The organism is Paracoccaceae bacterium Fryx2, assembly GCA_032334235.1.
GTDB lineage: Bacteria > Pseudomonadota > Alphaproteobacteria > Rhodobacterales > Rhodobacteraceae > JAVSGI01.
On record JAVSGI010000005.1, the window covers coordinates 2,490,280 to 2,511,298 of the forward strand.

At 66.7% G+C, this 21,019-nt stretch carries 18 protein-coding genes; 13 read left to right on the top strand and 5 right to left on the bottom strand.

The features are described from left to right. Window positions 1-6: 6 nt before the first annotated feature. From tssI to RNZ50_21280, 9 genes are read left to right on the top strand one after another with little or no spacing between them, the layout of a single operon-like run. Window positions 7-2,097 carry a type VI secretion system tip protein TssI/VgrG gene (gene tssI / locus RNZ50_21240; GenBank protein MDT8857520.1) on the top strand — a complete coding sequence of 697 codons (2,091 nt, stop codon included), beginning with the start codon at window positions 7-9 and terminating at the stop codon, window positions 2,095-2,097. A gap of 13 nt (window positions 2,098-2,110) precedes the next feature. Continuing rightward, on the top strand, window positions 2,111-2,722 hold the full coding sequence (locus tag RNZ50_21245) for a hypothetical protein (GenBank protein ID MDT8857521.1): 612 nt from the start codon (window positions 2,111-2,113) through the stop codon (window positions 2,720-2,722). Beyond that, a complete protein-coding gene (locus RNZ50_21250) occupies window positions 2,719-3,009 on the top strand; it encodes a PAAR domain-containing protein (GenBank protein MDT8857522.1) in 291 nt (96 codons plus the stop codon). Before RNZ50_21245 ends, RNZ50_21250 begins: the two co-directional genes overlap by 4 nt. 4 nt (window positions 3,010-3,013) lie before the next feature. Further along, a complete protein-coding gene (gene tagH / locus RNZ50_21255; protein MDT8857523.1) occupies window positions 3,014-4,519 on the top strand; it encodes a type VI secretion system-associated FHA domain protein TagH in 1,506 nt (501 codons plus the stop codon). Window positions 4,520-4,547: 28 nt separating this feature from the next. Then, window positions 4,548-5,888, top strand: coding sequence for a type VI secretion system baseplate subunit TssK (gene tssK / locus RNZ50_21260; GenBank protein MDT8857524.1), 1,341 nt, complete (start codon window positions 4,548-4,550; stop codon window positions 5,886-5,888). Between the two features lie 15 nt (window positions 5,889-5,903). Beyond that, window positions 5,904-7,277 carry a type VI secretion system protein TssL, long form gene (gene tssL, locus RNZ50_21265; GenBank protein MDT8857525.1) on the top strand — a complete coding sequence of 458 codons (1,374 nt, stop codon included), beginning with the start codon at window positions 5,904-5,906 and terminating at the stop codon, window positions 7,275-7,277. Further along, a complete protein-coding gene (tssM, locus tag RNZ50_21270; GenBank protein ID MDT8857526.1) occupies window positions 7,274-10,867 on the top strand; it encodes a type VI secretion system membrane subunit TssM in 3,594 nt (1,197 codons plus the stop codon). Before tssL ends, tssM begins: the two co-directional genes overlap by 4 nt. A gap of 2 nt (window positions 10,868-10,869) precedes the next feature. After that, window positions 10,870-11,466, top strand: coding sequence for a type VI secretion system-associated protein TagF (gene tagF / locus RNZ50_21275; GenBank protein ID MDT8857527.1), 597 nt, complete (start codon window positions 10,870-10,872; stop codon window positions 11,464-11,466). After that, entirely contained in the window at window positions 11,463-12,176 is a 714-nt protein-coding gene (locus RNZ50_21280; GenBank protein MDT8857528.1) for a protein phosphatase 2C domain-containing protein, read from the top strand. The genes tagF and RNZ50_21280 overlap by 4 nt, the downstream gene beginning before the upstream one ends. Before the next feature lie 3 nt (window positions 12,177-12,179). Here the strand turns inward: RNZ50_21280 and RNZ50_21285 are convergent, their stop codons facing one another. Together RNZ50_21285 and RNZ50_21290 are read right to left on the bottom strand one after the other, a co-directional pair. Continuing rightward, the gene (locus tag RNZ50_21285) at window positions 12,180-14,318 is read right to left on the bottom strand and encodes a serine/threonine-protein kinase (protein ID MDT8857529.1); all 2,139 of its coding nucleotides are present in this window, start codon (window positions 14,316-14,318) and stop codon (window positions 12,180-12,182) included. Between the two features lie 54 nt (window positions 14,319-14,372). After that, on the bottom strand, window positions 14,373-14,936 hold the full coding sequence (locus RNZ50_21290; protein MDT8857530.1) for an OmpA family protein: 564 nt from the start codon (window positions 14,934-14,936) through the stop codon (window positions 14,373-14,375). Window positions 14,937-15,100: 164 nt separating this feature from the next. On the opposite strand from RNZ50_21290, the gene RNZ50_21295 reads away from it, so the two are divergent. The 4 genes from RNZ50_21295 to RNZ50_21310 all read left to right on the top strand — a co-directional run bounded on the left by RNZ50_21295 (window position 15,101) and on the right by RNZ50_21310 (window position 19,602). Further along, entirely contained in the window at window positions 15,101-15,949 is an 849-nt protein-coding gene (locus tag RNZ50_21295; GenBank protein MDT8857531.1) for a M15 family metallopeptidase, read from the top strand. A 141-nt stretch (window positions 15,950-16,090) separates the two neighbouring features. Then, window positions 16,091-17,581 carry a caspase family protein gene (locus RNZ50_21300; protein MDT8857532.1) on the top strand — a complete coding sequence of 497 codons (1,491 nt, stop codon included), beginning with the start codon at window positions 16,091-16,093 and terminating at the stop codon, window positions 17,579-17,581. A 15-nt stretch (window positions 17,582-17,596) separates the two neighbouring features. Next, window positions 17,597-18,280, top strand: coding sequence for a hypothetical protein (locus RNZ50_21305; GenBank protein ID MDT8857533.1), 684 nt, complete (start codon window positions 17,597-17,599; stop codon window positions 18,278-18,280). 74 nt (window positions 18,281-18,354) lie between these two features. After that, on the top strand, window positions 18,355-19,602 hold the full coding sequence (locus RNZ50_21310) for an MgtC/SapB family protein (protein ID MDT8857534.1): 1,248 nt from the start codon (window positions 18,355-18,357) through the stop codon (window positions 19,600-19,602). Between the two features lie 11 nt (window positions 19,603-19,613). On the opposite strand, the gene RNZ50_21315 is transcribed toward RNZ50_21310, so the two are convergent. The 3 genes from RNZ50_21315 to RNZ50_21325 are packed head-to-tail and all read right to left on the bottom strand — an operon-like array spanning window position 19,614 to window position 20,986. Then, window positions 19,614-19,823 carry a twin-arginine translocase TatA/TatE family subunit gene (locus tag RNZ50_21315; protein ID MDT8857535.1) on the bottom strand — a complete coding sequence of 70 codons (210 nt, stop codon included), beginning with the start codon at window positions 19,821-19,823 and terminating at the stop codon, window positions 19,614-19,616. A 53-nt stretch (window positions 19,824-19,876) separates the two neighbouring features. Next, entirely contained in the window at window positions 19,877-20,179 is a 303-nt protein-coding gene (locus tag RNZ50_21320; protein MDT8857536.1) for a hypothetical protein, read from the bottom strand. A gap of 54 nt (window positions 20,180-20,233) precedes the next feature. Then, window positions 20,234-20,986, bottom strand: coding sequence for a c-type cytochrome (locus RNZ50_21325; protein ID MDT8857537.1), 753 nt, complete (start codon window positions 20,984-20,986; stop codon window positions 20,234-20,236). Between the last annotated feature and the right edge of the window lie 33 nt (window positions 20,987-21,019).

Below are 21,019 nucleotides of genomic sequence, written 5' to 3' on the forward strand. Positions count from 1 at the left end.
TGATCCATGCCCATTGAAGCCGGCCCCTTTGAAAACCGCTCCATCCGGATGTCGGGCAGCTATGGCCCGACCGACCTGCGCCTGAAATGCGCCGTGGTCGAGGAAGGCATGAACCGCGTGGTGGCGACGACGCTGGAATTCCTGTCCAAGGACAAGGCGCTGGATCTGAAGACCGTGGTCGGCGCGCAGATGGATATCGAGGTGGACGCCGCCGACGATCAGAAACGCTGGTTCCGCGGCATGTGCATTTCGGCGCAGACACTGGGCACCTATCAGGGCTACGGCCACTACACCGCCGAGGTGCGCAGCTGGAACTGGTTCCTGACCCGCAGCCGCGAATGCCGGGTGTTTCAGGACAAGTCGACCGTTGATATCATCCAGTCGGTTCTGGGCGACCACGGTTTTTCCGCGTTGCTTCAGAAGAAGCTGAGCGAGACCTACCCGCCCCGCGCCTTCTGTCTGCAATACCGCGAAACCGATCTCGATTTCCTGACGCGCCTGATGGAGGAGGAAGGCATCTACTGCTATTTCATCCACAGCGGCAGCCGCGAAAAGCTGGTCCTTGCCGATGCGATCGCCGCGCATGAACCGGTGCCGGGCGCGGCGCAGATCGAGTATTTCGAACCCGACACCGATTACCGCCGCACCAAGGACCATATCTTCCAATGGGTCGCGTCTGAAAACGCCACGACCGGGCGGGTGACGCTGACCGATTACGACTTCGAGCGGCCGAAGCTTGACCTGAAGATGTCGAAGTCGATGCCGAAGGGCACGCATGGCGAGACCGGGCACGAACATTACGACCACCCCGGTCACTACCGCGACGCCGATCCCGGCGAACGCTACACCCGCGTCAGGATAGAGGCCGAGGCGATACGGCACAAGCTGTGGCAGGGCGTCGGCAACGTGCGCATGATGGGCATCGGCCAGACTTTCCAGCTGACCGGGCACCCTCGGACCGGCGACGAGGGTCAATACCTGATCACCCGCGCCACCCATCAGATCCAGGTCGAGACGCTGGCCGAAGACATGGCCGACCGGCAGGTGGTGGGCAGGCGGCTCGAATTCGCACCCGACAACACCGACACCTATCGCTGCATCTTCGATGCGGTGCCGAAGTCCGAACCCTATCGCGCGCCCCACATCACCCCCTGGCCGGAGATTCCAGGGGTGCAGACTGCCCTGGTGGTCGGCACGGCAGGCGAGGAAATCGACACCGATGAATATGGCCGCGTCCGAATCCAGTTCCACTGGGACAGGCTGGGCAAGAAGAACGAGACATCGTCGGTCTGGGTCCGCACGATGATGCCCTGGACCGGCAAGGGCTGGGGGATGATCCACATCCCCCGCATCGGGCAGGAAGTCGTGGTGCAGTTCGAGGAAGGCAACCCCGACCGCCCCCTGATCATCGGCATGATGTACAACGCCGACACAATGCCGCCCTACGCCCTGCCCGACAACAAGACGCAGTCGGGCATCAAGACCAACAGCTCCAAAGGGGGCAACGGCTTCAACGAACTGATGATGGAGGACAAGAAGGGAGAAGAACTCGTCCGCTTCCAGGCGGAAAAGGATTATACCCAGATCGTGAAGAACAATGCGACGATCACCGTGGGGCTGGAAAAGAAGGATGCGGGCGACATGACGCTGACCGTGCATCATGACCTGACCGAAACGGTCAAGACCGGCGACCATACCTTCAAGATCGAGACCGGCAGCCAGATAATCGACATCAAGACCGACAAGACCGAAACCATCACCGGCAAGTCGGATCTGACCGTGACCGGCAACGTGACCGAAACCGTGAAGACCGGCAACGTCACCGCGACGGTCGAGATGGGCAACGAGGCGCGCACCCTGAAGCTGGGGAACTACACGCTCGACACCTCGCTGGGGAAGATCGCGCTGACGGCGATGCAGGAAATCTCGTTGACGGTCGGGGCGAATTCGGTCGTCATCGACCAGTCGGGGGTCAAGATCACCGGCATCATGGTCACGGTCGAAGGCAAGGCGATGCTGGAAGCCAAGGCACCCATGACTCAGGTCAAGGGCGATGCGCTCTTGATCCTGAAGGGCGGCCTGACGATGATCAATTGAAAGAGGGTCGGCCATGAACCCGCGATTTGCAGACCTCAAGAAGATCCCGAAGGAACCTGCGGCCCGGATGCTGGCGGTGGCGAATGCCCGGCTGAAGGCGCCGCTGAAGGCCCCGGCCAGTGCGGCGCTGCCGGTGGTGCTGGAAGAACTGGAATCGCAGGGCGCGCTGATCGACATGCTGCGCCTGCTGTCCGTGGCGCTGCCGCCGCGCGAACGCACCTGGTGGGCCTGTCTGGCCGCGCGCGACCTGCTGGGGCCGGGGGCGACCAAGGTGCCCGCCCCGCTGCTGGCGGCCGAGCAATGGGTGTTCAAGCCCGGCGACGACACCCGCAACGCCACCCGAGCGGCGCTGGATGCCGCCGACAGCGACGATGACACCACGCTCTGCGCCACCTGCGTGATCTTCTGCGACGGGATGCTGGGCACCGGCGATCTGGCAAAGCTGCCCGGCCCGCCGGGGGCGTCGCAGGCCGCGGCCTTCGGGATGAACCTGCTGGCGCTCAGCCGGGTGGGCGGCGACTTTCCCAGCATGGCCAACCGCTTCATCGACCGCGCACTGGACATCGCGCGCGGCGGCAACGGCAGGCTTGCCGAGACGGCCACCAGTGCCGGGGGGGCTGCATGACCTTTCCGCAGGCCCGCATCCTTGATCCGCACATCTGCCCGGCGACGCTGGGCGCGCCCGCGCCCGTCATCGGCCCCTGCGCCGTGACGGTGCTGGTCAACTACCTGCCCGCCGCCCGGATGACCGACATGTGCGCGGGCGTCTGGCCCCCGGCACCCCACCCGCTGGTCAAGGGTTCGATGACGGTGCTGATCATGAACCTGCCAGCCGCGCGGCTGGGGGTGGACCCCTGCGCGCTGGGCGGGGCCATCGTGATGGGCTCCTTCACCGTGCTGACGGGGGGCTGAGGCCATGGCCGTCACGCTGCGCTTCCAGTCCACCGGCACGGTTCCGGGCAATGGCCGCCCGATCACGATGAACGGCCCGTCGCTGACCATCGGGCGCGGCGACGAGAACGACCTGGTGCTGCCCGACCCCGAGAAGCTGATCTCGAAACGCCACTGCGCCATCGAGGATCACGCGGGCAACATCATCGTGGTCGATTTCTCGACCAACGGCACTTTCCTGAATTACGGCAAGGTGCCGCTGGGCCGGGTCGCCACGCCGCTGAACGACGGCGACATCCTGACCATGGGCACCTATGAACTGGTGGTCGAAATCACCTATGCCAAGTCTGCGGCGGCGGGCATCCCCGCGCCGCTGGAGGATGGGCCGGTGTCGCACGGCCGCGCCGACGCCTCGCCCGATCTGATGAGCCTGCTCGATGATACCGCCGCCAGCGGCCGTCCGGGGGCGGTGGATTTTCTGGATGAACTGCTGGGTGCCTCGGTTCCGGACGGCCCGTCGCGGGTCAAGCGGCCGGAACTGGGTGACGACGGCCTGCTGCCGCCGCTGGGCGAGGATGCGGCGGGCGGGATGCTGTCGGCACGGCCCGATCCCTATGACGGGCTGGGGGCCAGTCAGTCGTCGCACAGCCCGGCAATGCAGGACAGTTTCGTCCCACCCCGCACGGCCAGGCCCGCCAGCACGATCCCCGACGACTGGGACGAGGATTTTCTCTCGCCCGCCCCGCGCCGCCCCGAGGCCGAACCCGCGCCGCCGCCGCTGGCCGCCCCGGTGTTCATCCCCGACGATCTGACGGATTTCGGACCGGAACCCGATGCGGCACCACCCCCGCCTGCCCCGGCGTTCATTCCCGATCACCTTGCGGGGCTCGCGTCAACCCCCACGCCGCCGACACCGCCCGCCCCGCCGCCTGGCCCCCGGCCCGTGGCGGACGATGTGGCCGCCCGCGCCTTCCTGCGCGCCACCGGGGCCGACCATCTGCCGATCAGCGACGAGGAACTGGTGCCCACCCTTTCACGGCTGGGCCATGTGCTGCGCATCCTGATCCACGGGATGCGCGAGGTGCTGATGACCCGCAGTTCGATCAAGTCGGAGTTCCGCATCCAGCAGACGGTGATCGGTGCCGGCGGCAACAACCCGCTGAAATTCTCGATCAGCCCGGAACAGGCAGTCGAGGCGATGGTCAAGCCGATGACGCGCGGCTATCTCGACGCGGCCGAAGCCGCCGAACAGGCGATGCGCGACATCAAGGCCCATGAGATCGCCATGATGACCGGGATGGAGGCCGCGATGAAGGGCATCCTGAAACGGCTGGACCCGGCGGCGCTGGAAGGGAAAATCGCGACAAGTGCCGGGATCGGGTCTATCCTGAAAGGCAGGAAGGCGCTGTATTGGGAAGCCTATGAAAAGATGTATGCCGAAATCTCGGATCAGGCCGAAAACGATTTTCACGAACTGTTCGCCCGCGAGTTTGCCCGCGCCTACCAGGCCCAGCTTGAAAGATTGAAATGACGCAGAGACCCGGAAGAGAGACGCGCTGATGTCGTGGGATAGCAAGGTCCTGTGGACCGAAGGGTTGTTTCTGCAACCCCACCACTTCCAGCAGGCCGACCGCCACGCCGAGGCGATGCGCGCGGGTCTGGCGCGCAGGCTGGCGCCCTACGCCTGGGGCGTCAGCGATCTGGAGATCGACCTCGATGTGCTGAAGGTCGGGCAGTTCGCGCTGAAATCCTGTTCCGGCCTGACGCAAGATGGCACTGTGTTCCGCGTTCCGGGGGCAGAGGATCACCCGCCCGCGCTGGAAGTGCCGCTCGCGATCAAGGATTGCATCGTCTACCTGTCGGTGCCGCAGCACCGGCAGGGCGCGCTTGAGGTGGACATGACCGGCGCCGAGCTCTCGGCCGCACGCCTGCGCCCGGCAGAGCTGGAGGTGACCGATACCATGGGCTCGGGGCGTAAGGCCGCGACCCTGTCGGTCGGCAAGCTGCGGCTGCAGTTTGCGCTGGCGGTGGACGATCTGGCCGACCGGCTGGTGATCGCCGTGGCCCGCATCGTCGAGGTCCGTCCCGACCGCGAGGTGGTGCTGGACAAGGGGTTCATCCCGTCCTGTCTCGACCTGCGCGCCGCCGCCCCGCTGGAGGGCTTTCTGCGCGAGCTGGACGGGCTGCTGGGCCACCGAATGACAGCGCTGGCCGGGCGGATGACGCAAATCGGCGGGGCCAAGGGAGCGGCCGAGATTCAGGACTTTCTGCTGCTGATGGCGATCAACCGCATGGTGCCGCAGGTGCGCCATCTGGCCAGCATCGAGAACGTGCATCCGGTGACGTTCTATCGCGATTGTGTGGCGATGGCGGGCGAGCTTGCCACCTTCATGGCGCCGGAAAAGACCGCCCCCGCCTTCCCGCCCTACCAGCACCACGACCTGACCGCGACCTTCCAGCCGGTGATCCGCACCCTGCGGCGCTACCTGTCGGCGGTGCTGGAACAGACGGCGGTTTCCATCCCCCTCGATCCGCGTAAATACGGCATCTCGGTGGGCGTGATCGCCGACCGCAAGCTGGTTTCCACCGCGAATTTCGTGCTTGCGGTCAGCGCCGACATTCCGGCCGAAAACCTGCGGCGGCATTTTTCGGGTCAGGCCAAGATCGGCCCCGTCGAGGAGATCCGGCAACTGGTGAACTCTGCCCTGCCCGGCATCACGCTGCGCCCCTTGCCGGTGGCGCCGCGCCAGATCCCCTATCATGCCGGTGTGGTCTATTTCGAACTGGCGGGCGACAGCCCGTATTGGGGCAAGATGACAACCTCCGGCGGCATCGCGGTGCATGTGTCGGGCGAGTATCCGGGGTTGAAGATGGAGCTTTGGGCGATCCGCCAAAGCTGAGCGAGGACGCGGGCCATGTCTGACGACGATCCCTTCGCGGAACCGAACGACACCGAACGCACGGTGATCCGGCCCAACCCGGCCGGACGTCGCCCCAGCGTCGCCCCTGCGCCCCCCGCCCAGCCGTTCGGCATGCCCCAGCCGCAGCCCCGCGATACACCCGAACCGCGCCGCAGCGATGCCGGAATGGATGCCGCCCTGACCGGCATGAACCCGCTGAACGCTGCCGCCTCGACCCTGTTTTCGCTGGTCAGCCGCATCCGCAACCGCGCGCAGCATCTGGACCCCGAGGCGCTGCGCCGGTCGGTGGTGGCCGAGGTGCGCGGCTTTGAATCCCGCGCGTTGCAGGCTCGCGTCGATGCGCAGGATGTGAAGGTGGCCCGCTATGCCATCTGCGCCACGCTGGATGATGTGGTGCTGAACACGCCATGGGGCGGCACCTCGATCTGGGCGCAGCAAAGCATGGTCGGCACCTTCCACCGCGAAACCGTGGGCGGCGACCGCTTCTACGACGTGCTGGCCCGGCTGGAACAGGACCCCGGCCGCAACATCGAATTGCTGGAGTTCATGTTCGTCTGCCTGTCGCTGGGCTTCGAGGGCCGGTTGCGGGTCGAACAGGGCGGCCATGACAAGCACGCCAACATCCGCGCCGGGCTGGCCAAGATCATCCGCACCCAGCGCGGCGAGGTGGACCGCGATCTGTCGCCGCACTGGCCCGGCCTCGACAAGCCGCACCGCGTGCTGTCGGCGTGGAAGCCGTTCCTGATCGCGCTGGGTGCCGTGGCCGCATTGTTGGGGTCGGGGTTCGTCGGCCTGTCGTTCGCGCTTTCCAGCCAGACGGAACGGCTGCTGGGACAGGTCTCGACCCTGACGCCGGGCGGGGTTGCCACGCTGGAACGCCGCGCCCCGCCGGTAGTCGCCCCGGAACCGACCCCCGAGGATACCGTGCAACTGGATAAGGTGGCCGAATTCCTGAAGGCCGAGATCGACGAGGGTCTGGTGGCAGTGTTTCAGGACGCCAACACCATCACGGTGCGGATCAAGGGTTCGGGCATGTTCGGTTCGGGGTCCGACAAGCTGAAGGCGGCTTTCGACGTGCCGCTGCAACGGGTCGCCAACGCGCTGAAGGACACCGACGAGCCGGTGATCATCGTCGGCCATTCCGACAACCAGCCGATCAACTCGGCGCGCTTTCCGTCTAACATGCACCTGTCGCTTGCGCGGGCGGAATCGGTCAAGAAAACGCTGGCCAAGGCTCTGGGCGACGACAAGCGCCTGACCGCCGAGGGCCGCGCCGACAAGGAGCCGCTGGTGTCCAATGACAGCGCCGAAGGCCGCGCCACCAACCGCCGCATCGAGATTGTTCTGGTCCGGGAGAAGTCGGAATGATGCGCCGCATCCTGCGCGCCCTTGGCTCTGCCATCGGCATCGTGATCATCGTCGGGCTGATCCTGTCGGCCTGCCTGTGGTTTCTGGGCGCCTTTCTGGCCTTTGGCGAGGCGCGGCCGTTCGACACCGTGCTGGGGCGGCTGGTCGGGCTGGCGGTGCTGTGGATCGGGCTGCTGATCGTCATTCTGGTGATCCTGCTGACCGCCAGGAAGCGCGATGTGGCGATGGCAGAGGAGATCATGAATGCGGTCGATCCGGGTCAGGGACCGGACGAGGTGGTCACGGCCGAACTGGGCGAGATGCGCGCCAAGCTGAAACAGGCGCTGGCGAGGCTGCGCAAGTCGAAGATGGGGCGCAAGCATCTTTATGAACTGCCGTGGTATGTGATGATCGGCCCGCCGGGGGCCGGCAAGACCACGGCCATCGTCAATTCCGGCCTGCAGTTCCCGCTGGCCGACGAAATGGGAAAGACCGCCATCGGCGGCGTCGGCGGCACGCGCAACTGCGACTGGTGGTTCACCAACAACGCGGTGATTGTCGATACCGCCGGGCGCTACACCACGCAGGAATCCGACGCCGAGGCCGACAACGCCGCGTGGCTGGGCTTCCTCGCGCTGCTGAAGAAGCACCGCAAGCGCCAGCCGATCAACGGCGCGATCATTGCCATCAGCCTGTCGGACCTGTCGCAGCAGGACGAGCTGACGCAGAAAAGCCACGCCGCCGCGATCCGTCGCCGCCTGCACGAATTGCGCGACAAGCTGGGGGTGCGCTTTCCGGTCTATGTCATCTTCACCAAGGCCGACCTTATCGCCGGCTTCACCGAGTTCTTCGAGCCGTTGCAGAAGGACGAACGCGAACAGGTCTGGGGCTTCACCCTGCCCTTGCAGAAGGCGCGCGGCGAAGCCTCGCCCATCGCGGGGTTCGACGAGGAGTTCGGGCTGCTGCTGGGCCGCCTCAATGCGCAATCGCTGGAGCGGATGCAGAATGAATCCGACCCGCAGCGCCGCAGCCTGATCGCCACCTTCCCGATGCAGGTCGCCTCGGTCCGGCAGGTGGCGCGCGATTTCCTGTCGGAAGCGTTTCAGGACAACAAGTTCGAACACCGCCAGATGCTGCGCGGCGTGTATTTCGCCAGCGGCACCCAGGAAGGCACGCCGATCGACCGGCTGATGATGGGCATGGCGCGCACCTTCGGCATCGGGCGGCAGGCCATCGGGTCGGGGCGTGGCACCGGGCGGTCGTATTTCCTGACCCGGCTGTTCGAGGGCGTGATGTTCCGCGAGGCCGGGCTGGTTTCGGCCGACGACAAGGTTGAACGCCGCTACCGCTGGACCCAGCGGGCCGCCCTTGCGGGCACGGCGATCATGGCGGTGGCGGCAGGCACGGTGTGGACGCGCAGCTATCTGGCGAATGACGCGCTGCTGGATCAGACCACCGCGCAGATCGATGCGTATCGCGCCGCCGCCGCGCAGATTCCCGGCAGCCCGATCGGCGATTCCGACCTGCTGCTGGTGGTGCCCGCCCTCGACATCCTGCGAACCCTGCCCGGGCTTGATCCGGCGCAGACGGGCGTGCCGCCGGGGGCCGGCTGGGGCCTCTATCAGGGCGATGTGGTCGGCAACGACGCGCGGCAGGCCTACCGTGCCAGCCTGAACCAGCATTTCCTGCCGCGCCTGCTGCTGCGGCTGGAAGAGCAGATGCAGGCCAACACCAACAATCCCGACCTCTTGTATGAAACGCTGAAGATCTACCTGATGCTGGGAATGGTCGGCCCGATGAACGCCGATCTGGTCACCGACTGGATGGTGGCCGACTGGGAGCAGGCCTATGCCGGCGCCTCGCGGATCGAGCTGCGCGCGACGCTGGCCAGCCACCTGCAGGCGCTGCTTGCGCAACCGATGCAGAAGATCGACCTCAACGCCGATCTGGTGACAGCCGTGCAGGGCGTTCTGACCCAGATGCCGCAATCGCAGCGGGTCTACAACGGCATCATCAATAGTCAGGCTGCCACATCGCTGCCCGAATGGCGGCTGACCGATGTCGGCGGCCCGGCGATAGCGCGAGCATTCGTGCGGTCTTCGGGCGTGCCGCTGAACGAGGGCGTCGAGGGTATCTTCACCTATGACGGCTTCCAGAACGTGTTTCTGGAACAGGCGCTTGGCGTCGCCACCCAGATCCAGCGGGACAGTTATGTGCTGGGGCCGCAGGGCGAGATCGAGCAGACCGAGGCGTCGCTGCTGAACATGAGCCGCGACGTGCTGAACCTGTATTTCAACGACTATGTCGCGCGGTATGACCAGATTCTGGGCGATCTTGACGTGATCCCGCTGGAATCGCTGTCGCACGCGGTCGAGGTGACCAACGTGCTGTCGGGGCCTACCTCGCCGATCCTCAACGTGCTGACCGCCATCGCGTCGGAAACCCGGCTGACGGAGGAACGGGCCGACCCCACCGCCATCGTGGTGCCGCAGCAGGCCGAAGGCGTGGTCGATGCGCTGGGCACCATCACCAAGGGCAACATCGGCGCGCGGCTCAGCCCGCAGAACCGCTTCCTGCTGGATGCGCTGGTCAGGTCGAGCGCGGCCGAGAACAACGGCCGGCCGCGGCAGCCGGGCTATTACGTCGAGGACCGGTTCTCGTGGCTGCAAGATCTGGTGGCGCAGCGCGAAGGCCAGCCGTCGCAACTGGACGGCATGTTGCAGACCCTGACCGAAGTCTATCAGGAACTGAACAAGCTGAACTTCGCGGGGGGTCTTGGCACACCGCAGGGCGACAGCACGGCGCTGGCGCGGTTTACCGAAGCCGCGGCCCGCCTGCCCGGCCCGATGCAGCGCTGGGCGGCGCAGATCGCCACCGGCTCGTCGGGCATCACCGCGGACGGCACGCGCGCCGGGATCAACGCACGCTGGCAAGCCTCGGTGCTGCCGCTGTGCGAACGGGCGGTAGGCGATGCCTATCCTTTCAACCGCCGCTCGCGCGCCGACATCTCGATGCAGGATTTCACCACCCTGTTCGGCCCCGGCGGGCAGATTGACACCTTCTTCAACGAGAATCTGGCGAAATTCGTCGATACCCGCACCCGGCCCTGGACGTGGCGCAAGGTCAACGACACCGATCTGGGCATGTCTGCGGCCGTGCTGTTGCAGATGCAGCAGGCAGCCGAGATCCGCGATGCGTTCTTTGCCGGCGGGCCGATCCCGGTCGTGAAGTTCCAGATCACGCCCGAGGCGCTGGACCCAAAGGCCCGCGGCATCGTGCTGGAAATCGACGGCCAGCAGGTGGCCTTCAAGCACAGCGACGGCCAGCCGCGCCCGGCGGCGATCACCTGGCCGGGGGCGGTGGGTCTGGCCCGCGTCAGCTTCGAGCCGGGCGAGTCGGGGTCGGAAAGCACGCTCAGCCGCGACGGGCCCTGGGCGTGGTATCGCCTGCTGGATGCCGCCGAGATCCGCAAGACCAACGTGTCGGATCGCAGCCGGATGATCTTCAACGTCGGCGGGCGCATCGCGATCTTCCAGATGCAGTCGGGGTCGGTGCTGAACCCCTTTGCCCTGCCGGCGCTGTCGAAATTCAGCTGCCCGAAGTCGTTCTGATCGTGGGGGGGTTCGGGGCCTACGGCAAGATGCCTTCCTTGGGAGACTTCTTCCGCATCGGCATCGGGCCGGGCTTCACCGACCCGTGGGACCGCTGGCTGCAATCGACGTTGCTGGCCGCACGCGAGGCGTTGGGCGACCGCTGGCAGGCGTGCTATTTCTCGGCGCCGATCTGGCGGTTCACGCTGGCGGCCGGGTTGACTGGTCCGGATGCGGCGCAGGGAGTCATGATGCCTTCGGTCGACCGGGTGGGGCGGCAGTTTCCGCTGACGCTGGTGACGCTGCTGCCCGGCGCGCCAGACCCGATGCAGGCGCATCTGTCCGCAACCCCGGTCTTCGACGCACTGGAGCATCTGGCGCTGGACGCGCTGGACGACGCCATGACCCGCGACCTGCTGGCCACCCGGCTTGCCGCGCAGACGCCCCCCCCGCGCCCGCTGTCCGGCACAGCCCGGCGCCGCGCCAGCGTGTGGAGCGCATTGCTGGCCGACGACACCCGATTCCTGACCACCGAGGGCCTGCCATCCCCCTTGCAGGTCACCGCCCTGTTCGACTGCGACGCCGCCCATTGGCACACGGCAACCGGAGCCACGTCATGACGATCATCCGCCATTCCGCGCTGACCCATATCGGCCGGGTCCGCCGCATCAACGAAGACAGCATCCTGGCGCTTCCCGACCAGAAGATCTGGGTGGTGGCCGACGGCATGGGCGGGCATGAGGGCGGCGATTTTGCCAGCCAGACCGTGGTCGAGGCGGTCGCTGCCCTGCCGCCCGATCTGGAACCGGCGCAGCGGATGCAGGCCCTGCGCGCGGCGGTGCTGCAGGCGCATGACACGATCCGCGCTGAAACCCTGCGGCGGGGGGCCAAGGTCGTCGGGGCGACCGTGGTGGCCCTGATGCTGACCGACGGCCATTTCGTGGCGTTCTGGGCCGGCGACAGCCGCCTTTACCGCTTTCGCGACGGCACGATCGAAATGCTGACCACCGATCATTCCACCGTGGCGGCGCTGGTCGCGGCTGGCAGCATGACCTGGGACGAGGCAGAATATCACCCGCAGTCCAACGCCATCACCCGCGCGGTCGGGGTGGGGGAAGAACTCGACCTCGACAAGGTGCGGGGCGAGGTGCGTCCGGGCGACCGTTTCCTGATCTGTTCGGATGGGCTGACGAAATACGCGGGCTTCGAAACGCTGCGCCGCACCGTAGGCCGCGCCCCGATCGAAACGGTGTGCGAAGGGCTGGTGCAGATGGCGCTTGATGGCGGCGGGGCCGACAACATCTCGGTCATCGTGGTGGATGTGGTCTGAGGGTCAGGGTTTGGCGGTCGTCAGGATGCGACTGTCGAGCGAGCGCACGGGGCCGGAAAGGTCGGCCAAAGCCTGCGCGTAGCCGCCCGCCGATTCCGTGGTGGGGCGCAACTGGTCGAAGATCTGGCTTTCGGCATGGATCACGACGATCCGGGTCTTGCCCAGCGCGGTATCGTCCACCGTGAAGGCCAGCTTGCCTGTGCCCTGCGCCTCGGCCAGACCGTAGGCCATCCGCACCTTGACAGGGCCGGAAACTCCCGCCCGCAGCGCCTCGATGCTGTTGGATTCGCGGTTCATGTTGGGCAGCATGTGGAACACGTTGCCCGAAACATCCAGCGCCGAGACGAACAGGAAACCGCTGGTGACCGAGGCCGGGATGGTCACGTCGATCACCGGATTCTCACCGACGAAAAAGCGCCCGGTCGGGTTGGCATCGGGCCGGTCGCCAAAGCCGAAGGTCACGTCAAACCCGCCCTGCGGCGCCTGCGGCAGCGCCGCGTCGATGCTGCACAGCACCGGGTTCAGCAGTTCGGTTTCCAGATCGAGGCGGCGGGTGCCCAGCGTCGCGGTCAGCGCATCGGTCAGCGCGACCTGCGTCGCCATTTCGGCCACCTGCCCCGAGATCACCACGGTCGCATCGTTCGGGTATCCCAGCGGCGGCACGTTCTCCAGTTTTAGCGCGCCGCAGTCGGCATGGGCCGCCAGAATCGGCTCCAGCCTTTCGCGGGTCAGGAAGCGCGGGCCAAGCTCTATGTCGATGCTGCCCGACAGGGCGGCGGGCAGGGGCGTGGCGGCCAGCGCCCTCTGCTCGGCGGCATCCAGCGTCAGGCCGGTGACCCGCACCTGATTGTCGTTCGCCACCACCCGCCATTCCGGCAGCACCGACACCGCATCGACCAGCGTCAGGATGTCTGCGCCCCAGCTTTCGGCAATCGCACCGCGGGCCAGCGTCAGTTGTGCCGCCCCGCCCTGCGCCGCAATGCGCTGGCCCAGCGCCGCCTGAATATCCTCCGACGGCACGAAGCCAACGGCCTCGGCCGGGCCGTCCTGCTTGCGCCCGGCCACCAGCGAATAGGGCTCTGCCACCGCCAGTTTCGGCCCGAGCAGCCCGTCGAACAGCCCCAGCGCAAAGCCGCCGCCGCCAATCGCCGCCAGCGCCACCAGCCCCAGCACCGCGATCAGCCCGCCCGACGACTTCTTCGCCTCGGGTGCGGACTTCGCGGGCTTTGCCGTGCCGCGCTGCGCCGGGTCGGTTGGCGGCTGGGTCGGCGGGCGCGGCGCGATCACGGTGCGCTCGTCCTTGCCCGGCAGGTCGCCGCCCGTCACGCGCCGCACCTCGGCCAGCAACGCTTGCGCCGATTGCAGGCGCAGGTTGCGGTCGGGGTGGGTCATCCTGTCGATCAGGGTCTTCAGCGGTTCGGGCACGCCCGCGGTATCCAGCGGCTGCGCCTTGCGGGTCACCACCTCCATCGGGTTGTTGCCGCTGTCGGGCGCGCGGCCACGGTAGGTCGCCAGCAGCAGCGCGCCCAGAGAATAGATGTCCGACCGCTCGTCGGTCTGGCCGTTCAGCTGTTCCGGCGCGGCATAGGCATACTTGCCGGCGAACTCGTTGCCGACGATGGTTGCGGCGCCCGGGTTGGTGTCCTTGGCGATGCCGAAGTCGATGATCACCGCCTCGGCCGGGTTGCCGTTGCGCAGGATGATGTTGTCGGGCGACAGGTCGCGATGGACGATCTTCTTGGCGTGCGCGGCGCAAAGCGCATCGGCCAGCCGCCCGGCGACAACCAGCAGATCGGCGGCCGACATCCCGCCCTGCTTCATCTTGCGGTCCAGCCCCGGACCATCGACGAAATCCATCACCAGATAGACGGTGCCATCGTCGGTGCGCTGGTTGTCGAAATAGCGCACGATCCCGTCGTGGCGGATCTCGCGCACGTCCTCCTCGCGGGTCATCAACGCCAGATAATCGACGTTGCGCGCGAACTCCGACCGCAGCGCCTTCAGCGCCACCACCCGGCCCGAGATTTCAGACCGCGCCCGATACACTTCGGATGTGCCGCCCCGTCCGAGGATCGCCTCGATCCGGTAGGTGTTGTTCAGCAGATCGCCCGGCCGGAAGATTGCATCGGGATTCCCGCTCATGCGTCACCGCCGGGCGCTACGGGGAAATTGGCCGGGGCGGATGCGCTCATCGGATCAGCTGAGCGCCTGAAACTCGACCCGGCGGTTTACGTCGCCGCGCGGATTGGCGGCATCGAACGGGAACTGCGCCCCGACGCCGACCGCCTGCATCCGGTCATCGGCAATGCCGCAATCGGTGGCCAGATGGCGCTTCACCTCTTCGGCGCGCAGCAGCGACAGCTTTTCGTTGTATTGGGCCGACCCCGAGCTGTCGGTATGCCCGACAATGCGGAACACCGGGATGTCGGCCGCTTTCATCACGTTGCACAGCGCGACCAGTTTCGGCTTCTGGTCCTCGCGCAGGGCGGCGCTGTCGAAATCGAAACCGATGGCGATGTTGACCTGCTCCTCTTCGGGAATTTCGGCGTAAAACACCTGTGTTGCGGTGGCGGTCGGGTCGGTGGGCGCGGTGCCGACCGGGGACGTGGGGGCGATGGTCAGGCCGCGGGTCTTCTGCTTGGCGAAAGCCTCGGCAATCTCGGCTTCGGTCATGCCGTCCGCCTGCGCCTTGACCGGAAAGGCGGGCAGCATCGCGAAACCCAGAGTGATGAAAACCGCAAGAAAAATGCTTCTGATCATGGCATCACCTTTCGTGGCAAAAATTCTTGCCCTGTGTATCATGCTACACCAGTTCCATCCGTGCTGCCAACGGGTTTGGAACCCGCGCGCGTCCGGGCCGCCGATGGTTGACTTGTCATCCGCCGCTGCTCATCTTCGGCGGATTGTTCCAAACAGAGTGCCACATGCGCCTTGTGCCTGTCATCATTCTTGCCATCGTTCTGCTGGCCGCCCCGCTGGTCTGGCTGCTGGTGAAGGACATGATGCCGGCGCCCGAGTTCGGGTCGGAAGGCGGGTCGGCGATCGACAGCGGCGCGCGGATCGAGATCGAGGCGCTGCGCCAGCAGATCGAGGCGTTGCAGGAACAGATCGCCTCGCTGGAAACCGAGATTCGGGGCATAGGCGCGGGCAGCGGCGAGGCGCAGGACGGGTTCGCGGCCCAGCCGCAGGATACGCCCTTCGTGAACGAGGGCCCGAACGCCATCATCGACGCCTATGCGCAGGTGGTGCTGATCGCCAACCGGCGCAACGTCAACAGGGGCATCACCGTCGCCTCGCCCAGCTTTCTGGAAGGGTTTCTCGGCCGCCCGCGCGAAGTGCTGTCGGACGATTGCGAACCGATGACCAACCCCAAGCTGAAGGATCTGCTGCGAGTCGAGGATGTCGGTCCGATCCGGGTGCAGATGCTGCAACCCGCCATCGACAGCCTGAAGCGCGTGTTCAAGAACGTCGAAGAGGCAGACCCAGACCTTTACGCCCGCATCAGCACCGCAGGCTCGCTGTGCGTGCGCCGCATCCGCGGCACCATTGACCGAACCTCGACGCATTCCTTCGGACTGGCAGTCGATCTGAACATCGACGGCAAGCTGGACAGTCTGGCGGATGGCAAGACCCAGCTTGGCCTGACGATTCTGGCCGATTTCTTCAACGCCGAAGGCTGGGTCTGGGGTGCCGGCTTTTCGCGCGAGGATTCGATGCACTTCGAGGTCAGCCAGAAACAGCTGGAAACCTGGCGTGCCGAGGGCAATATCTGACCCCCGACGCCGCGATCCGGCTGCCGGTATCGGAAGAACAGGCCGCAGATCCGCGGAAACCGATTTTTGATTGGATTGCGGCGCCGGTTCGCGGCACTGTGGGGATGCCCGTTCAGCCAACCCGATTTCCGGATGACCCCGATGCGCGCGCTTGTGATCTGCTTTTTCCTGCTGTTTCCGTTTGCCACCCAGGCGGCCGAAAGGATCGCGCTGGTGGTGGGCATGAGCGCCTATCAGACCGTGGTCACGCTCGACAACACGGTGAACGACGCCCGCGCGATTTCAGACACGCTGGCGGGTATCGGCTTTCAGGTGACGACGCTTGTCGACGGCACCGCCGACGAGTTCCGCCTTGCCGTGGCCGAGTTCGCCTTCCGGTCCGAAACCGCCGATCTTGCGCTGATCTACTTCGCCGGCCACGGGGTCGAGGTTCAGGGCGAGAATTACCTGATACCCGTCGATGCCGACATACGGTCGAACAAGGATGTGCAGCGACAGGCGATTTCGCTCAAGGAACTGCTCGCCTCGGTCGATCATGCCCGCAAGATGCGGATCGTGATCCTCGATTCCTGCCGCGACAACCCGTTCGGAGACGCGCTGGATGTCGAGGCGCTGACCCAGACCGCCGAGGCGGCGCAGGCGACCCGCAGCACAAGCGGAAGGGGCGGGCTGGCCGCCCCTTCGCCCGATCGCGGCACGCTGGTGGCCTTTGCCGCCAAGGACGGCGAACGCGCGCTGGATGGCACCGGCGAGAACAGCCCCTTCGCGCTGGCGCTGATAAAGGCGCTGCCGAAGCCGGGGCTGGAGATCAGCCTGATGTTCCGCCAGGTGCGCGACGAGGTCATGCAGGCGACCTTCAACCGGCAGGAGCCCTATAACTACGGCTCGCTGGCCGGCACGCCGTTCTACCTTGCCGGGGCCGATGCGACCGACAGCGTGATCGACAACGAAAACCTGCGCGTCGCATGGTCCGACCTGCGGCCCGACCAGGAATCGCAGATCGCCGCCCTGGCCGATCAGGGCGACACACGGTCGATGACCGGGCTGGCCTACATGCGGCTGAATGCCGAAGACAGCCGTTACGCACCTTCCGAGGCAGCGAAACTGCTGAGCCGGGCCGCGGACGCGGGTTATGCAGAAGCGCAGTTCGAACTGGCGCAGCTTTACGAGATCGGGTTGGGCGTCGAGCAGGACATTCCGCGGGCGGTGGCCCTGTATCACAGCGCAGCCGCGCAGGATTTTCCCGATGCGCTGAACGACCTCGGGTTCCTGTATTATCAAGGCGACCTTGGCGTGGCGCGCGACCCGGAAAAGGCGCTGGCCTATTTTGCCCGCGCGGCCGATCTGCGCCAGCCGCAGTCGATGTTCAACTATGCCGCCCTGATCGACGACGGCAAGATCGCGGGCAAGGGCCCGGCGGATGCGGCAGAATACCTGTATCGCGCGCTGCGCACCGGCAGCCAGCAGGTCTACGAGATCCTGCGCGACAAGCCTGCGATGTTCAAGGCCGACACCCGCAAGGCGCTTCAGGCCAAACTGGCAGAGCATGACTTCTATGCGGGCGCGCTTGATGGCAGCTTTGGCCCCGGCACGCAGCGCGGCATCCGCGCGGCCTACGGGCTTAACGACTGAGGAGGCAAGGACGCCATGACGATCCTGCAACCGCTCTGCCGCGCGCCCTTCACCGCCTGGTCGGTCTCGCTGGCGCTGGCGCTGAGCCAGGTTTCGGCTTTGCCGCTGCACGCGCAGCCCCTGCCCCGCTGGGCGCTGACGCCCGATCAGCCGATGCCTGACGGGATCATCCTGGCCCAGTCGGAAGGGCGCGACTACAACGACCGTGGCAACGTCGGGAACTGGCGGTCCGCCAGCGACCTGTCGAACGTCACCGCGACACGGGTGGTCTCGGCCCTGAAGCAGGCAGAGGATTATTGCGGCTGGCTGCCGGATGTCTATGTGGTCGATTGCCTGTCGGACCAGTATCGCAACATCCAGCGATCGCTGCCCCGGGCGGGCGACAGTTCGGTGCTGCGCGAGATCCTGCGTGTTGCGCGGGTGAAACTGGAGGGGATCGCCGGGCAATATGAAGACCCCGCCGCCAGAAGGGCGATGCCGGGCGAGTCTCCGCCCCGATTCGGCACCACCGCGACCCGCCCGCTGCGCGCGGTGCGGCAGGGCAGCCTGCCCGCCGCCCGCAGGGCCGCCCAGCAGGTGCTGGCGGAAACCCAGACGCTGCTGCTGCGGTCGGCGGAAAGCTCGGCGGCGCGCAAGGCCCATTTCACCACGATTGCCCAGGCCGTCGGGTCGAACAGCAAGGTCCTGCTGCGTGCCTGACGCACGCGGCAGACATCGGGGTTTCCGGCGGGCACGCCGGGGCAGAGGCCAGGGCCAGGGTATCGGGTGACGGGATGAACGAGTTGATACTGCGGTTCGGCGTGGCGCTCGCCATCGGCCTGCTGGTCGGGCTGGAACGCGGCTGGCGCGAGCGCGACGAACCCGACGGCAGCCGTACGGCCGGCATCCGCACCTATGGCATCACCGGGCTGCTGGGCGGCGTGTTCGCGGCCGTCGCCATGCAGATGGACGCGCCCTATGTCTTTGCCATCGGCTTTGTCGGCTTCGCCGCCGTGTTCGGCTGGTTTCAGGCGCATGAGGCGGAACACGATGCCTCTTTCAGCGTTACGGCGGCGGTGTCGGGCCTCTGTGTCTTTGCCCTTGGCGGGCTGGCGGTTGCGGGCGACTTCCGCGCCGCAGCGGCCGGCGGGGCGGCGTTGGCGGGTCTGCTGGCCAGCCGGAATGCGCTGCACGAGCTGCTGAAGCGCCTGACATGGCCGGAGCTGCGCTCGGCGCTGATCCTGGCGGTGATGACTGCGATCGTGCTGCCGCTGCTGCCGAACCGCACCATCGACCCGTGGAACGGGCTGAACCCGTGGGAAATCTGGTTCTTTACGGTGCTGACGGCGGCGATCTCGTTTCTCGGCTATGTTGCCTTCCGCTTTCTGGGGCCGACGCGGGGGTTTCTGGTCGGGGCGCTGACCGGGGCGCTGGTTTCCTCGACCGCCGTTACCATCGCCTTCGCCCACACCGCCCGATCCGGCGGCAATGCGCGTGCCCTGTCAGGCGGGGCGGCACTGGCGGCGATGATTTCGGTGTTGCGCGTCACGGTCGTGGTGGCGCTGCTCGCCCCTTCGGTGTTCATCTTCATCGCGCCCGAGGCGCTGGCGGCGGGTGCGACCTTCGGCCTGTGCGGTCTGGCCCTGCTGTCGCGTGGCGGAAGCGAGGCCGAGGGCACGCTGCCGCCCAACCCGTTCTCGCTTGGGCCCCTGCTGCTGTTCGCGCTTCTGCTGGCGGTTGTCTCGACGGCCAGCGCCGCCGTGACCAGCCGGTTCGGTGACCTCGGAGCGGTGGCAAGTTCCGGGCTGGCGGGGACGTTCGATGTGGATGTGGCCGTGCTGTCCGCCATCCGCCAGCTCGGCCAAGCGGTGCCGCCGGAGACGGTGGGCACGGCCGTGCTGGCCGGCCTTCTGGCAAATGCCGGCGGGCGCCTGTCGATGGCCATCGTCGCCGGGCCGCCGCGCTACTGGTGGCCGCTGATCGGCGCGACGGCACTGGCGGCGGGGGCCGGGCTGCTGGCCCATGCCGTCGTGCCGTTCTGAACCGCGACCGGTCAGCCGCGCTTTTCGGCAGCGGTCTCGGTCTGGGCGACGGCGATGCGCGAACCCTCGACCGCTTCGTCGGCCTTGCGCACCTCGCGCCGGAAACCCGAGATGCCGTTGCCGACCTCGCCCATCAGCGAGGCGACCCTGCCCCGCCCGAACAGCACCAGAACGACGAGTGCGATGACGACAAGGCCCATCGGGCCGATATTGTGGAACATGTGAAACCTCCCTTGATTGCGGCTCAGATGCGGCCCGGCGTGTCTGGCGGACCCTATTGCCCAAGGCCGGCCTCGCAGGGTTTGGGCCGGCCGAGATACGTCGAGACCAGCGCGCCGGTCAGGAACACCCGCTGTTGCGGCTCCAGCGCCGCTTCCAGCACATGTTCGCCCTTCAGCCGGACAAACGGCACCGACCAGGTCAGCACCGCGTCGACCGGAAGGGTTTCGCTGCCGACATTCTGGAAGATCACGTCATAACCCGCTACCGAGCAGGCCACCGCGCGGGCCAAGATCGGGGTTTCGGCTGCGGCCATCGCCGGCAAGACAGTTGTCATAATGGCAACAAGGGCTCGCATTCCGGCCTCCCGCTGGGGTCACCCGCCCCGGGCACCACGCCCGGGATCAGGGTTTCATGACTTCGGACTGATCACGATGCGCCCCATGCCCTCTACATCGACCGGAAGCTCGGTCGTGCCGGGCGGGGCGCCGCTGGTTTCCAGCATGTAGGCGATCATCGCCACATAATCCTCGTCGGGCAGGAAGCCGGGGTTGCTTTGCGGCATGGTCGATTTGGCGTAGGAGAACAGGATCCCCAGCGAGCGGCCATCCCAGACCCGCAGGAACTTTTCGCGTGCCAGCGGCGGCGCGCTGGCCATGTCCATGTCTTCTGCGACGCCGTTCAGCCGCTTGCCGTGGCAGGTGCCGCAGGGGCTGCCGAACACCGACTTGCCGCGGTCGGCCTGCGCCTGGGTATAGACGCCGTCCCAGATCGAGCGCACCGGCCCGGTCGGATCAAGGTCGGCGCGCATCTCGGTGACCTCCTCGACGGTCACGCCGCCAAAGGTGTTGTCCCACGCGTTGCGGACATAGGTTGCCACGGCCGCGATCTCTGCGTCAGTCAGCACGGCGAAGGGGGGCATGTTGTTTTGCCCGTGGTGGACGTTGTGCACGATCAGATAGGGGTCGGAGAGGTTCTGGTTGCCCTTCAGGGCTGGAAACAGCGGCGGTCTGCCCTCGCCTTCGGCCTTGTGGCAGACCATGCAGTTGGTCTGGAAAAGCGCGTGGCCCTTTGCAAGCATGTCCGGGTCGATTGGCCCTTGCGACAGGGCTGCCATCGGGTTCAGCACGGCCGCACCGATCAGCCAGGCAAGACGGTTTCGCATCGGTTGGTCCCCTTGGGGTTGGTTTGCCGGGGT